At 53.3% G+C, this 14,428-nt stretch carries 10 protein-coding genes; 9 read left to right on the top strand and 1 reads right to left on the bottom strand.

All coding sequences use genetic code 11. The features are described from left to right. Positions 1-48: 48 nt before the first annotated feature. From KQX66_RS02700 to KQX66_RS02680, 5 genes are all read left to right on the top strand, one after another. On the top strand, positions 49-834 hold the full coding sequence (locus KQX66_RS02700) for an ABC transporter ATP-binding protein (RefSeq protein ID WP_216789347.1): 786 nt from the start codon (positions 49-51) through the stop codon (positions 832-834). Further along, positions 821-2,755, top strand: a complete 1,935-nt coding sequence (locus KQX66_RS02695) for an ABC transporter permease (protein WP_216789345.1) — start codon at positions 821-823, stop codon at positions 2,753-2,755. Before KQX66_RS02700 ends, KQX66_RS02695 begins: the two co-directional genes overlap by 14 nt. Positions 2,756-2,788: 33 nt before the next feature. Continuing rightward, a complete protein-coding gene (locus KQX66_RS02690; RefSeq protein ID WP_216789343.1) occupies positions 2,789-3,121 on the top strand; it encodes a YxeA family protein in 333 nt (110 codons plus the stop codon). 428 nt (positions 3,122-3,549) lie between these two features. Then, positions 3,550-4,455: a chitosanase gene (locus KQX66_RS02685; RefSeq protein WP_216789341.1), complete on the top strand. Its 906-nt coding sequence runs from the start codon at positions 3,550-3,552 to the stop codon at positions 4,453-4,455. A 338-nt stretch (positions 4,456-4,793) separates the two neighbouring features. Beyond that, positions 4,794-8,195 (top strand): non-ribosomal peptide synthetase, encoded by a 3,402-nt coding sequence (locus KQX66_RS02680; RefSeq protein ID WP_438804165.1) that lies wholly within the window; start codon positions 4,794-4,796, stop codon positions 8,193-8,195. 106 nt (positions 8,196-8,301) lie between these two features. On the opposite strand, the gene KQX66_RS02675 is transcribed toward KQX66_RS02680, so the two are convergent. Further along, positions 8,302-10,011: a hypothetical protein gene (locus tag KQX66_RS02675; RefSeq protein WP_216789336.1), complete on the bottom strand. Its 1,710-nt coding sequence runs from the start codon at positions 10,009-10,011 to the stop codon at positions 8,302-8,304. 321 nt (positions 10,012-10,332) lie between these two features. Between KQX66_RS02675 and KQX66_RS02670 the strand changes: the two genes are divergently transcribed. The 4 genes from KQX66_RS02670 to KQX66_RS02655 all read left to right on the top strand — a co-directional run bounded on the left by KQX66_RS02670 (position 10,333) and on the right by KQX66_RS02655 (position 14,405). After that, positions 10,333-11,553 (top strand): ABC transporter substrate-binding protein, encoded by a 1,221-nt coding sequence (locus KQX66_RS02670; protein ID WP_216789335.1) that lies wholly within the window; start codon positions 10,333-10,335, stop codon positions 11,551-11,553. A gap of 48 nt (positions 11,554-11,601) precedes the next feature. Then, complete coding sequence (locus tag KQX66_RS02665; protein ID WP_216789334.1) at positions 11,602-12,618, top strand: ABC transporter substrate-binding protein; 1,017 nt, start codon at positions 11,602-11,604, stop codon at positions 12,616-12,618. A gap of 67 nt (positions 12,619-12,685) precedes the next feature. Then, entirely contained in the window at positions 12,686-13,546 is an 861-nt protein-coding gene (locus KQX66_RS02660) for an alpha/beta hydrolase (RefSeq protein ID WP_216789709.1), read from the top strand. Between the two features lie 76 nt (positions 13,547-13,622). Further along, positions 13,623-14,405 carry a 2,3-dihydro-2,3-dihydroxybenzoate dehydrogenase gene (locus KQX66_RS02655; protein ID WP_216789333.1) on the top strand — a complete coding sequence of 261 codons (783 nt, stop codon included), beginning with the start codon at positions 13,623-13,625 and terminating at the stop codon, positions 14,403-14,405. Positions 14,406-14,428 lie beyond the last annotated feature (23 nt).

The raw sequence follows: 14,428 nt of genomic DNA, 5'->3' as shown, positions 1-14,428 counted from the left end.
GATGAGGGACACCTTACAATAAGGCTAACGCAAACTTGGAGGTTAAGTATGAATCACATAGATACACAAAAAACGATGCTGCACGCTCACGATGTCCGCAAATCATACGGAACGAAGGGAAGCGCCCAGCAAGTGTTAAAAGGCATCGAGCTTCGTGTCATCGAGAGTGAATTTGTCGGAATCATGGGACCGTCCGGATCGGGTAAGACGACCCTGCTAAATGTTCTCGCCACCATCGACCGCCCGACGGAAGGGACGATTCTTATCGAAGATACGGACATTTCCAGAATGAAAGATGCCGAACTGTCCGCTTTCCGCCGCGACAAACTGGGGTTCATTTTCCAGGACTATAATCTGCTTGACACGCTGACGGTTAAGGAAAATATTCTCCTTCCCGTCTCCCTTGGAAAGATGAATAAAAAGGAAGCGGAAGAAGAGTTCCGTACCATTGCCAATATTCTCGACATCAACGACCTGGCGGACAAATACCCGCATGAAATATCGGGCGGCCAAAAACAGCGGACTTCCGCCTGCCGCGCGCTCATTCACCGGCCGGCAATCTTATTCGCCGACGAACCGACGGGGGCGCTTGATTCCAAATCGGCTTCCTCGCTGCTCGGAACGATGGAAGCTCTCAATCAAAAACGGAAGGTCACCATTGTAATGGTCACCCACGATCCCGTGGCTTCAAGCTATTGCAGCCGTGTTGTCTTTTTGAAGGACGGGACGATCTATTCCGAATTATACCGCGGCGACAAAACGAGGCAGGCCTTCTTCAAAGATATTATGGATGTGCAGGCTGTTCTCGGGGGTGACACGGTTGACGTTATTTGAGCTTGTCGCCCGCAGCATGCGGAAAAATATTAAACACTATTATCTTTACTTTTTCGCACTCATCTTTAGCACGAGTCTGTATTTCGTCTTTGCCACGTTACAGAATGACTCATCCATTGTCCGTACGTCGAGCTCGGATGTGAACTTCGCTACTTCGTTCCAGGTGGCGGGAATTTTGCTCCTGCTTATCGTGGCCGTGTTCACGGTTTACGCGAACCGCATCTTTCTGAAACGCCGCAGCAGGGAAATCGGGTTGTATCAATTGATAGGTTTGACCAAGAAGGGGGTAGCCCGTCTTCTTATCATCGAAAATGCGCTGCTGGGTGCGGGCGCGCTTCTATTGGGTATCGGCAGCGGCGCGCTCGTAGCGCGTCTGTTCCTGCTCATTCTTATGAAGCTTCTGGGATTCGAAGGATTTATCGCGCTGACGTTCTCCGCTCCGGCCGCGCTTCAGACGGTTATCGTGTTTGCCGCGCTGATTGTGCTCACTTCGGTCCAGATGCTGCTAACGGTTTATCGCAGCACCTTGCTCCAACTGTTTCATGCGGACCAGCAAAGCGAGCATCCCAAAAAGCCGAATTCCATCGTTGCGGTGCTCCTGGCCTTATTGGGCATCGCGCTCATTGGTTACGGCTATCGGCTTTCGGGACACATGTTGAACGACATGCTGTTTTTTAACATGCTATTGGTCCTCCTATCGACCATCTTGGGTACGTATCTTCTGTTCCGCGTCACGATTAGTTGGTTTTTCTATATGTTCCGGAGGAGCAAAAACGGACATCTCGGGCTGGCCAACAGTTTGTCCCTCGCCCCGCTGATGCACCGGATGAAAGCGAATGCCAACTCGCTAACCTTAATTACCGTGCTGTCGGCGATGACGCTCACAATGGTCGCGATGGCCTACTCGCTTTATTTTTCTGCGGAAAGCGATACCCGGATCTCGCTGCCGTACGATTTTATTTTCGAGAATAGCGAGAAGGAGTCAAGGTCGTTCAGCGAGGAGCTGAAGAAGGAGGGAATAACCTTCGTTCATAAACCGGTTGAAGCCGTGCGGCTGATGGGCAAAATTTCCGACCCGGACAATCGTTCGAAAAGCGATGCCCAAGGGCTGCTCTTTCTCCCTGCCGAACAGCTTCTGGAAGCCGGAGCGGACATCAAGGTGCCTGGAAAAGGAGAAGCGGTTCTTTACAACGGCCGGGCAAATCTCGAAGGAAAGAACAAGGGAGAGGAAAGAAATTTTTCAAAAGAGATTAAGCCGGGGAAAAACGGAGGTACGGAGACGCTTCGGCTGACAGGACTCGTCGTTAAGTTTGTCATGAATTATAACGTGTATGGCGCTCAACTGGTGATAGCGAAATCAACCTTTAAGGAACTCGGAGAGAGCATGCGGACCTCACCCGATTTTGAAGCGGTTCGCTTTGACACGTATCAGGTTCCGGACAAAAAAGAGCGTGCCAAGGCATCCGGTCTATATGCGAAGTATAAAAAGGAAGATAAATTTATGCCCGATTTCCATACGCAATACGAAGCCTCTCTCCAGTCGTTCGGGTTATTCATCTTCATTTCGGGATTTCTCGGACTCGTCTTTCTCATTTCGACCGGCAGCATTCTGTATTTCAAGCAAATGACGGAAGCGGAGCAGGAGAAGCGGAGCTTTATGACCCTGCGGCAGCTCGGCTTTGACGTGAATGCCATCATGAGGGGAATTGTGCGCAAGCAGCTATTCGTCTTCGCCATCCCGCTCTTGATCGGGCTCTTGCATTCCGTATTTGCCGTCAAAGCGGCATCCATCTTAGTGATTTCCAGCATCGTCGTGCCATCGGCGATTGCGATGGGAGTGTACGCATTGATTTACTTTGTGTTTGCCGTTCTAACCGTGGGCTATTACAGAAACATCGTCAAAAATGCCATGAGAGCATGAATAAAGGGTGCAAGGGAAAGGAGAAAACAAACCATGAAAAAAGGCGGCGCGATAGCAGCTTTAGTCATTGTGATTCTGGCGGTTCTGGTTGGTATAAAGTACAGGGACGTAGTCGATCGCTTCAACCCCTTAATTACAAAAGAATATGTGTATGTCCAAATTACGAAACCGGGAGAGCCTGACCAGGGCCGATATAAGTACGTGCTGGCCGGTTATAATGCCCAGGGGGAACAGAAAGAGGTAACGTTCACGGCAAGCCTTCCGTTATTGCAGGGGGCGTATCTAAAAGTACTGGCAAAAGGCGCTTACGCGCAGGAATGGGAAAAAGTGAACGAAGAAGATATTCCTAAAGCGATCAAGTGGTAACACATGCATCGATGACATGCTCAGGAACGACTGTTCCATGGGCGCGTTGTCTTGTTTGGATATTTGAATCGAGCGGAAGCCATATTTATTAAAAAAAGTGTCTTCACAATGTTCGATTCTGGTGGTAATCTTGGAAGTAAGCGGTTTTATACGCGGGGTTAAAAGTGATTCGGTGTTGTACGCAACACTGGGCTGCTTTTCGAATACAACGCCTCTTTTAACCCAAAAATATAAACGTTTATATTATAAACGAAGAAGGGAGGGAATGGTATAAGCTGTAAACCAGCTGGTTAACCGATGCACGAAAGTATAAACGTTTATATGTATTGAGGAGAAAGGAGAAGATAATTAGATTTAAAAAATTGCCTGTAAATCGGCAAGCAGCCTGTTGTTTATTCATGCGGTCAACATTTTTAGGAGGGATTATTATGCATATGTCCAATGCTAGACCATCCAAAAGCCGGACCAAATTTCTGTTAGCCTTTCTTTGTTTTACCTTAGTGGCTTCCTTGTTTGGCGCAACCGCTTTGTTCGAGCCATCCAAAGCAGCGGCAGCTTCTCCTGACGACAATTTCTCTCCGGAAACCCTGCAATTTCTTCGCAATAATACGGGGCTCGATGGCGAGCAGTGGAACAACATCATGAAGCTCATCAACAAACCGGAGCAGGACGATTTGAACTGGACCAAATACTACGGGTATTGCGAAGACATTAAAGATAAGCGCGGGTATACGATCGGCATTTTCGGCGCTACCACAGGCGGCTCCAGAGATACCCATCCCGATGGCCCGGACCTCTTCAAAGCCTATGACGCCGCCAAAGGAGCCAGCAACCCGTCGGTCGAAGGCGCATTGAAGCGCCTTGGCATCAACGGGAAAATGAAAGGCTCGATTCTGGAAATTAAAGATAGCGAAAAGGTGTTCTGCGGCAAGATTAAAAAGCTTCAAAACGATGCGGCTTGGAGAAAAGCGATGTGGGAAACATTCTATAACGTGTATATCCGGTACAGCGTTGAACAAGCGCGTCAGCGCGGTTTTACCAGTGCGTTGACAATCGGATCGTTTGTCGATACGGCGCTGAATCAAGGCGCTACCGGCGGCTCGGATACGCTTCAAGGCCTGCTCGCGCGTTCGGGCAGCAGCTCGAATGAGAAAACCTTCATGAAGAATTTCCATGCCAAGCGTACCTTGGTTGTGGATACGAACGAATACAATCAGCCACCTAACGGTAAAAACCGCGTAAAACAATGGGACACTCTCGTGGACATGGGGAAAATGAATCTGAAGAACGTCGATTCCGAGATTGCTCAAGTCACGGACTGGGAAATGAAGTAAGCCCTTCATATTTGTAGGACCCGTTATCAAGGACGGTCGCATTCTGCGGCCGTCTTTTTCACCAATGTGGCTCAAATTCGGCTGAGGCAACTTGCACAAAACGATTATTCACACAAGCTTACTCGACGGCTATCCTCTCAAATTATCGGACGAATGATGGGACGATCGAGATTCATTGGACAAAAAAGGAGCAATAATGATAATCTACATTTAGAAATGAAAGAGTAAATAAATAACAATATTGTATGATATATGAATGTCGTTTCGTTATCGGGCAATCGTCCGCAAATGGAAGCATGGATGAACGGGAGGTAGTAACGATGCAGGAGGAGGCGCAATTGCTGCAAAGGATCGGAAACAAGGCCGGATACCCGCGGGAGAAGACGATTTTTCAACTGTTCGAGGAACAGGCGGAGCGCACGCCGGACCAACCGGCTCTCGTATTCGGGGACCGGCAGCTGACGTATGCCGAACTGAACGAGCGGGCCAACCGGTTGGCGCGGACCTTGCGGGCGGAAGGAGTGCAGCCGGAACAACCGGTCTGCATCATGATTGAGCGTTCCTTGGACCTGATCGTGGGCCTCCTGGCCATCTTGAAAGCCGGCGGCGCGTACGTGCCGATCGATCCAGGTTACCCGGCGGAGCGCATCCGCTACATGCTGGACGACTCGGGCGCGAAAATTTTGCTCACCCGGGGCGGGTTATCGGCACCTCCGGACTTTAGCGGGAAAACGGTACGTTTGGATGATCCGCAAGCGTACGGCGGGAACGGATCGAATGTCGGGCCCGCAGCGGGGCCGAACCATTTAGCCTATGTCATCTATACGTCGGGTTCGACCGGCAAGCCGAAAGGCGTGATGGTCGAGCACCGCAGCGTCGTCCGTCTGGTGAAAAATTGCAACTACGTCGCACTGGATGAAACGACGCGCATTTTGCAAACGGGCGCTATCGTTTTCGACGCCTCCACGTTCGAGATCTGGGGAGCGCTGCTGAATGGCGGACAGCTTTATCTCGTGAGCAACGAGGTCATCTTGAACGCGGAAAAGTTGAAAGAGGCGATCCGGCGCTGCGGGATCACGACGATGTGGCTCACCTCGCCGCTTTTTAATCAATTGTCTCAGCAGGACAGCGCGCTGTTTGGCGGCCTGCGAACGCTGCTTGTCGGAGGCGATGTCCTATCGGTGCCGCACGTCAATCTTGTGCTGCGCGATAACCCCGGGCTCACTGTCGTGAACGCCTACGGCCCGACAGAAAACACGACATTTTCTACGACGCATCGGATCGTCGGCAGGCAGACGGAACCGGTGCCGATCGGCCGTCCGATCAGCTATTCGAAAGCCTATGTGACGGACCGTTCGATGAAATTGCTGCCCATTGGCACATGGGGCGAGCTTCTCGTCGGCGGGGAGGGCGTTGCGCGCGGGTATTTGAACCTTCCCGAGCTCACGGCGGAGAAGTTCGTCGACAACCCATTTCGGCCGGGAGAGCGCTGCTACCGCACGGGTGATTGGGCCCGGTGGCGTTCCGACGGCACGCTGGAATACAAAGGCCGGATCGACGGCCAGGTGAAAATTCGCGGATACCGGATCGAGCCGGGCGAGATCGAGTCGCAGCTTGCGAAAGTGGAAGCGGTCCGGGAAGCCGTCGTAGTCGCCAGGGAGGACGAAAGCGGGCAGAAGCAGCTATGCGCCTACTTTGTGGCGGACCGCGCGTTCACCGCAAGCGAGGCGCGAAGCGCTCTGGCGCAGGAGCTGCCGGACTACATGATCCCGTCCCACTTCGTGCAACTGGAGCAGATCCCGCTGACCATCAACGGCAAGGTAGACCGCAAGGCGCTGCCGGCTCCGGAAGACAGGCTGCAGACCGGCGCAGAGCACGCCGCTCCCGCGACGGAGCTGGAAGCCAAGCTGGCGGAAATTTGGCAACGGGTATTGGGCATTCCGAACCTCAGCGTGTTGGACGGCTTTTTCGATCTCGGCGGTCATTCGCTGAAAGCGCTGGCGCTGATGGCGGAAATGGGGAAAGCGGGATGTTACGTTACCTTAACCGATATTTATCACTATAATTCGGTCCGGGCGCTGGCCGGTTACCTTCAATCGGCCAAGGAGCAGGAATATCTTATCGAAACAAAAGAAGAGCTGATTTCCTGGCTGCACCGGGAAACGGAGGGCGTATACGAGCTGGTCTCGTACCAAGTACGCGATTTTCTTCACGAAACGAAAGAGATTTACGTTCTTTACAGCGATACTGCAGATGAGGAGTGCGTTGAAAGTCTCGTACGGATGATGAACGGCAAAGTGGCCAGAACGCTCCTGCCCCACTATATCGTGCCTCTGCATCAAAGGATCGAAACGGACCCGAATCAAGCGATCGACGAAGAGGTCTTTTGCCGGCGTCTCGGTTTAACAAGGGTGGAAACGGATGAGGCCGCAGCTATTCGCAGGCAGCTTCAAGACGATTACGATCAAACGGACCACTGGATCAAATCGGGGCAAGTGACGCGTGAATATCCGCTCGGGGCGATACAACAAATGCAGATCAAGTTCCACACGCCGCCCAGTCTGGTTTTCTTCAAGCTGGACGAGTATGTGGATAACGGGCTTTTAGACCGGGCTTACGCTTGGCTCGTGCAACATCAAGGTCTGCTGAGAAGCGTTCCCGTCCAAGGGGAGCCGGGCGTTTGCTGGAAGGAATACAAGCTTCCTTCCGCACGTCCGCCGAAGCTTAGTCTCATCGACGTTTCGGGCCGCGATCCGAGCGGTCCGTTGATGGACATGCTGCAGGATTTCGTTGAAAACACCAGGTACGTCGGGGAGCATATTTTGCATCAAATGGTCGTGCTGAAACGAAACCTGCGCGAGCATTATGTCATCGGGCTCCTGCATCATGTCCTTTGCGACCGGGTGACAACGGAGGTCATCGAGCGGCAGCTGGTCTCTTGCTACAGAAGTCTGCTTCAGGGCCAGGCCCCGCCTTCGGAGGAAGTAAAGCCGTTTGCGCAATATGTGCATCAAATTCAGCAAGGCCCCAAAGGCATGACGGAACAAGAATGGATCGCGGCCTTCGAGCTGGAAACGTTTCATCAGAGCAAGCGGGACATCTTGCGGCGGCTGGCGCATCGAACGAGTGACGAAGCTTTGTTGTTTAACGTCAATATTCCGGCGAAGGAGCATTCTTTGGGGGCTGCGCTTTCCATCTATACCAAGGGGCTGCAAACTTATTTGGAGACGAATTATTTGCCCTTGCTGTTTTTATATGACGGACGAAGATACGAAGATGTGTCGTACTACAATACGGTCGGGGAATTTATCGATTTCGTGCCTCTCTTGATCGATGCGAGGCTGCATCAGGACGAGATGCTTCGTACCGTAAGAACCCGGCTGGACCTTTTGAAGGACAACAACATCAATTTTATGCACCTGCTTACCGATCCCGCCTGCCGTGGCCATTGGAACCGTACTAAGGAGCTCGTGCAGTTTGGGGAGCAGTATGAACACCTCGATTTGTTCATGTTTAATTATTTGGGCAACAGCACCAAGGAGCGTTTGCAGGAAAGCCTGTACGATGAAACCGTCGTGAAACAGCCGAATCCGCTGCCGATTTATTCGCTGTTTAACTGCATCGCCGCGACTCACGCCGACGGCTTCATTTTCTCCATTCGCTGCAGCTACAAGATTGACGTGGAGGAAGTCCGGTCGGCGTTTTACGAGGCGGCATGTGCGGAATACGGAAAATGCTGACGATCCCTGAAGCAGTCATTTGAGTTGATAGCTTGACCGGAGAAAAGCGACGTTCGAAGCAACGTTGCTTGTTTCTTCGTGGGGGATGAGTGTTTAGCGTGCAGATTTAGGCAAACCGGGTTCGGGTCAACTTATATTTAAAGCCAGCCGTGGTATTTGCCAGATATTCGCTAACAATCCAATCGTCATGACCTTGCCAGGTCTGTCCTAACGCCCGACCAAGCTGGAGCTCGTCAGGTGAAAAAAAGTCTGCCGTTTCTTCAAATTCCGGCAAAAATTGAGGTGTTTGCGGTTCCGTATCGGAATCGGAAAAGTCCACTTCCTCGTCGCTTCCGAAAAAATGCTGCTGAGGCAAATCGTCCGGATCGATTTTGTTTTCGTCGGTATAATCATTCCAACCGCCGGCATCTTCTTTTTCGCTGTAAACCGGGGCATATTGATCGAATACGGCGGCCTTTAAAGGCTTACGATCCTGGGAAGCGGAGGCATAATATTTTTTGCCCGGAATGTCCAGCCCGCCTTTGGTCGTACCGGAGTCCAAAGTAAGTTCATTGACCTCGAAATATACCCCTTTCTCTTTACGGGTCGGCGTCTCGAATTGCGTACGTCGGCCATGCTGCCCTACATCATATTGCTCCGGACTCATGGCAGATGGAATCGTTCCACTTGGAAGTGGTTCCTGTTCTTGGTCCGTTGTGCGAATGTTGTTGCTTTTGCTCGCCTTGAAAACTTGCTTCTGGCCCGACCCCAAGATCAATCTTGTCTTCTCGCTTGGTTTCGTGATGGTATCTTCATAGGCTTGTTGATGGCCACGGGTCGCTTGAGGCGCTTTCTTGGTCTTCTTTTTCTTGTAGTGGTTATTCCGATCCGTAAGGTTCATGCTGGTAGGTCCGATGGAATCTTCAGCAAATTCTTCTAACGTTGCTCCTCCATATTCCGATTTACGCTTGCCGGAAGGGCGGCTCTTGATATCCGTATCGGTGAAGCTGGAAACCGGGTTGGAACCGGCGTGGGCGGTCCAGTGAACTTTACCGCTTTTTTTCTCCTCAATGACGGTTAACGACATTTCGTCCAGTTCCTGTTCCTGGGATGCGGTGAGATCGTTGCTCCGAAACAGTTCATATTGATTGGTCATCGGGTTCCTAGTCCATTGCACTGATTTTTCATCCAGGCCTTCGTGGGACATTGGATAAAAGACGGGCAGCATTCCCTTGTTTTCAGGCTTGTTGAAATGGGCATTATCGGTGACGGAACCGATTTTCTTGTGATTTCGGTAGAAAGCTGTCCGGTTTTTCCTACGCTTGGCTTTTTCCAGATTTTTGGGGTCTACGGCCGTGATTTTCGGCATTTTAGCAGGATCGGTATCTCCGCCAACATGGGCATAAAAAGAAGCCTGATCCGCATAATCGTAAGTTTGGGTGCGATCCTCATGCTGATTCCGGACTTTTGTTTGTTGATCGGGGGGAAGGTTTTTGAAATCATCGTCCTCCTCGTCCAGCTTGGCAAGGGCTCCCTTATACGTTACGAGTCTTTGTATGGTGTCCGTCCGTGTTGCATTGGAATGAGATGCGCCGGAGTTGGCGCCGTTGCGATGTCCTTCTGTCGCAGCTTTCAATAGCTGTGCCGTATGCCGGTTGCCGAAGGTTCGCTGCAGGTAAGCGACATCCCGCGTCAAGGAAGAACCGGAAGAAAGCATGACCCTTTGCTGTATGGAGTGAAGGTCCATGGGTTGCTCGATCGTTTTGCTCCGATCATTCCCGGCGGTGTTCTTTTGTTTTGACCTCGTATCGGCCTCTGTAGACGGCATCCTCTTCACGAAAGGCACGCCCTTCCTTAATAGTGGACTTTATATTCCCATTGTATCAAAAAACAAAGACGGGTCCAGCACGAAAGAGATACGTCTTCACCGAAGGGGCGCCGTTATTTCTGCATGTTCGGAAATGACGATGAAATGAATATCAACGTTAAGACCGGGCGGCGATTCCAAATGCATGGATATCGGGATATCCTCTTTCGGAGGTTGAAAGAATATATTTTCTTGAACGGGATTGACTGGAAATAAAGGGATATGATACCTTACTGATAATGATTATCATTATCGCGAAGTCATCATGTGGATACCGGGAGGAGGGCTATTATGCTTTTAAAAGAAAGGCTGCCGAGGGAACGAACCGCGTCTGCGAGGAGCCGGAGTCCGAAGAAAAGCCTGATTGAAATCCGCGAGTTTATGAATGAGCACTATAACGAGCCGCTGTCCATCGGACAGCTGGCGCAGATGGCCCATATTACCCCCAAATATTTTGTAGATCTATTCAAGAAAACGTACGGTCAGAGCGCGATGGATTATTTGACGGACCTCCGGATTACCCGGGCCAAGCGCTATTTGATGGAATCGGAGGAGCGGCTGCGGGAAATCGCCCAGAAGGTGGGGTACAAGGACGAGTTTTATTTCAGCCGCAAATTCAAGAAGGAGGTGGGCGTATCCCCCTCCGACTATGTCAAAAAAGCCAGGCAGCAAATTGCCGCATGCTCTTCCTCGGTCACCGGCCAACTGCTGGCGTTGAATATTATGCCTGCGGCCGCGCCGCTCGATTCGAAGTGGACTCCTTATTACTATAACGCGTATAAAGAGCGAATCAAACGCCCCCTCAAGCTGACGGACCCTTATACGAGCTGGTCGTTCGAGGAAAATTTGGGGACGCTGGTGCAGGCGCGCCCCGACGCGATTATCGGCACCGACCGGCTGGGCGAGGACGAGAAACGGAAGCTGGAGGAGATCGCGCCGTCTTTGTTCGTTTCCGCGGAGCGGGACGGATGGCGGGAGCAGCTTCGCCTGATCGCCCGGTTCCTGGAACAGGAGGATAAGGCGGAGCAGTGGATCGCCGGCTACGAACGGCGGACGGAGCTGGCCCGGGCGCACATCGGCGAGGCGCTCGGCGACGATCGTATTCTGGTTCTGCGTATTTTCGGGCAAGGTCTCCATGTTTATTGCAACCGCGGCATAGAGGATGTGCTGTGCCGGGATTTAAAGCTGAAATTGGTTTACCGGGCCGAGCCGTCCGGCCACCTGCCGCTTACGATGGAACGGCTTGCGGAGCTGAATCCCGACCGTCTGCTGCTTCTCGTATGTCCTGAGGCCGCTTCGCGGGCGTATTGGCTGGCGCTCCAGCATTCCGCGGCATGGCGTCAGCTCCAAGCCGTCCGAAACGGGCAGGTGCACTTGATTTCCTCGGACCCCTGGTTCGAGTATTCCGCCGTGTCCGTTGCACGGATGCTGGATGAAGCGCAGCTCCTGTTTACAGGGAATTGTCCAAATTCATTACAGGATAGCGTCCATGGTGCCCGCTTCGGACCATGATGTATAATCCTCGTGAATGAGAATTATTATCAACGAAGGAGAGATTCCATGCGTGACATGCTTCATCGATTAAGACTGGCGGGCAGGTTGCCGATGTCCGTCTTGCTGTGTCTCGTCGTAGCGGGTGGGCTGGTGGCCGGCTGCGGCACGGCGAACAAGGGGGCAGCCCCTGCGCCGGAGGCCAATACAAACGACAAAAGCGCTGCCGCAGACGGTAAAAGTCCGGCTCCTGCCCAAGAACAGGTCGTCAAGGACGAATTGGGACATGAGGTCAAGGTGCCTGCCGCGCCGCAGCGGGTGTTTGCCCCGTATCTGGAAGACTCTTTGTTGAAGCTGGGGATCAAGCCGGTCGCCCAATGGTCAAGCGGTACGCAAGGACAAGATTATTTGCAGCAGGAGCTGAGCGGCGTTCCCCGGCTCGATTTTTCGGGCGGCCCCCCTTCTCCGGAAGTGCTGATGGCTTATAATCCCGATTTGATCATTTTGCAAAATAACAGCTATTCGGGCAACGGCAATTACGAGAAGTACGCCAAGATTGCGCCGACGTACGCTTTTACGAATGCCTCCGGCGACGTGGAGAAATCGCTTGCGACTCTGGGGAGCCTGCTTGGCAAAACGGCGGAAGCGGAGCAAGCGCTCAAAGCGTACCGTCAAAAAGTGCAGGAAGCCAAGGAAAAGCTGGATCAAGCCGCAAAAGGGAAAAAGGTGGCGGTCATCCGTTTCGCGGCCAGGGGCGTGAGCCTGATGGGCGGCAACTACATGAGCGGACAGGTTCTGTACCAGAAGCTCGGCCTGGGCAAGCCCAAGCTGGTGGAGAAGGAGAACAGCGCCGCCATTTCCCTGGAAATTCTTCCCCAGCTCGATGTGGACTATATTTTCATCATCAATCAATATGGTCAAGGCACAGAACGGATCAAAGAAATAACGGACAGCCCGATTTGGAAGGCGATGCCTGCCGTCAAGCAGGGACAGGTGTTCGAGGTGAGCGATAAATACTGGCTCGGGAACGGCCTGATCGCTTACGAGAAAATTATTGACGATACGGTCAAGCATTTGGTCAAATAAGCGGAATTCGCCGATGAACGGAAGCGTAGCGGTTCAGAGCGTAAGCATTGAAGGAGATGGAAGCATAGTGACGTTCAAGCCGAACGAACAAAGCGAAGTAACGCTGAAAGACCTTGCGCGCGGCAAAGTCGATATTCCGTGGGCGGAGCAGTGGATCATGAAATCGCGCGATCCTCACCGGAGGTACCAGATCCTCGTGGCGAAGCCTCCGGAAGCGCCGCCTCCTGCCGGATTTCCGGTCATTTATTTGTTGGATGCAAATTCGGTATTCGGCACGATGGTGGAAGCCGTGCGGCTGCAAAGCCGGCGGCCCGATAAAACCGGGATCGTCCCGGCGGTTATCGTCGGGATCGGGTATCCGGTGGACGGACCGTTCGCGCCGGAGCGGTTTTACGATCTGACGCCGGCGCCTGCGAAGGAATATTTGAACAGACCGGACAGCACGCCGCTTCCCGAGCAAGGCGGAGCCGCTCATTTCTTGAAATTCATCGAAGAGGAATTAAAGCCGCATATCGAAGGCGAGTTTCCGGTGGACCGCAGCAGACAGACGATTTTCGGACATTCGCTCGGCGGGTTATTTGTGCTGTACGCGCTGTTTGCGAAGCCGCATGCGTTTCAAAGCTATGTCGCAGGCAGTCCGTCGCTGCACTGGAACGAGCCGTTCCTGCTTGAGGCGGAGCGGAAATTTGCGAAAGGTTGGCAGCCTGCGGCCAATCGGATCGAGCTGCTGCTGGGCGTAGGCGAGCTGGAGAAGACGCACGTCTCGCGCAATTGCGACCGCGCGCTGGCGCTCTCGGAGCGGCTAACCGCCTTATCCGGGCGTGGATTGGACGTGGAATATAAGGAGTTTGAAGGCGAGGGGCACGTATCGGTGCTGCCCGTGCTGATCAGCCGGGCTTTGCGGCTGGCGCTTCGGCCGAAGCCGTGACGGCGGCCGAGTATCGGGAAGGAGATGCAGGGGAAGCAAGGACATCGAGATTAGGGGAAAGGACGGAGATGAAGAGGTGGAGCTTGGAATCAAAGGAAAAGTCGCGCTCGTCACCGGAGCGGCCCAAGGCATAGGGGAAGCCGTAGCGCGTGCGCTGGCTGAGCTCGGGGCTTCCGTGGCCGTCGTAGACCGCAATGCGGACGGACTGGACAGCCTTGCAGCGGAGCTGAAAGCCCGGGGCTATCAGGCTGCGGCTTATCCGGCGGACGTCAGCGACAGCTCGGCGGTAGAGGACGCGGTGGAGCGGATCGAGCGGGAGCTTGGGCCCATCGGCATTCTCGTCAATGTCGCCGGGGTGCTCCGGATGGGCGCGATCGAATCGTACAGCGACGAGGACTGGGAGGCGACATTTGCCGTCAACACGAAAGGCGTGTTTTACGTATCCCGCGCCGTCGTTCGACGCATGGCCTTCCGGCGAACCGGGGCGATCGTGACCGTAGGGTCGAATGCCGCCGGGGTACCGCGCATGCATATGGCGGCTTATGCGGCCTCCAAGGCGGCGTCGACGATGTTTACCAAATGTCTGGGGCTGGAGCATGCCCGGCACAATATCCGCTGCAATATCGTCTCGCCGGGCTCGACCGATACGGCGATGCAGCGTCTGCTGTGGGCGGATGAGTCCGGGGAGCAGGCAGTCATCGCGGGCTCGCCGGAGTCGTTCCGGCTGGGCATTCCGCTCGGGAAGCTGGCCAGACCGTCCGATATTGCGGATGCGGTCGTTTTTCTCGTGTCCGACCGGGCGGGTCATATTACGATGAGCGATTTGTGCGTCGATGGCGGTGCAACGCTGGGAAAATAATTTCATTCTAAAAGAGAGGGATG

It is taken from the genome of Paenibacillus oleatilyticus, assembly GCF_018998565.1.
GTDB classification, from domain to species: Bacteria; Bacillota; Bacilli; order Paenibacillales; family NBRC-103111; genus Paenibacillus_G; species Paenibacillus_G oleatilyticus.
Note: the sequence above shows the minus strand (reverse complement) of the source record. Positions and strands in the feature narration are given on the sequence as shown.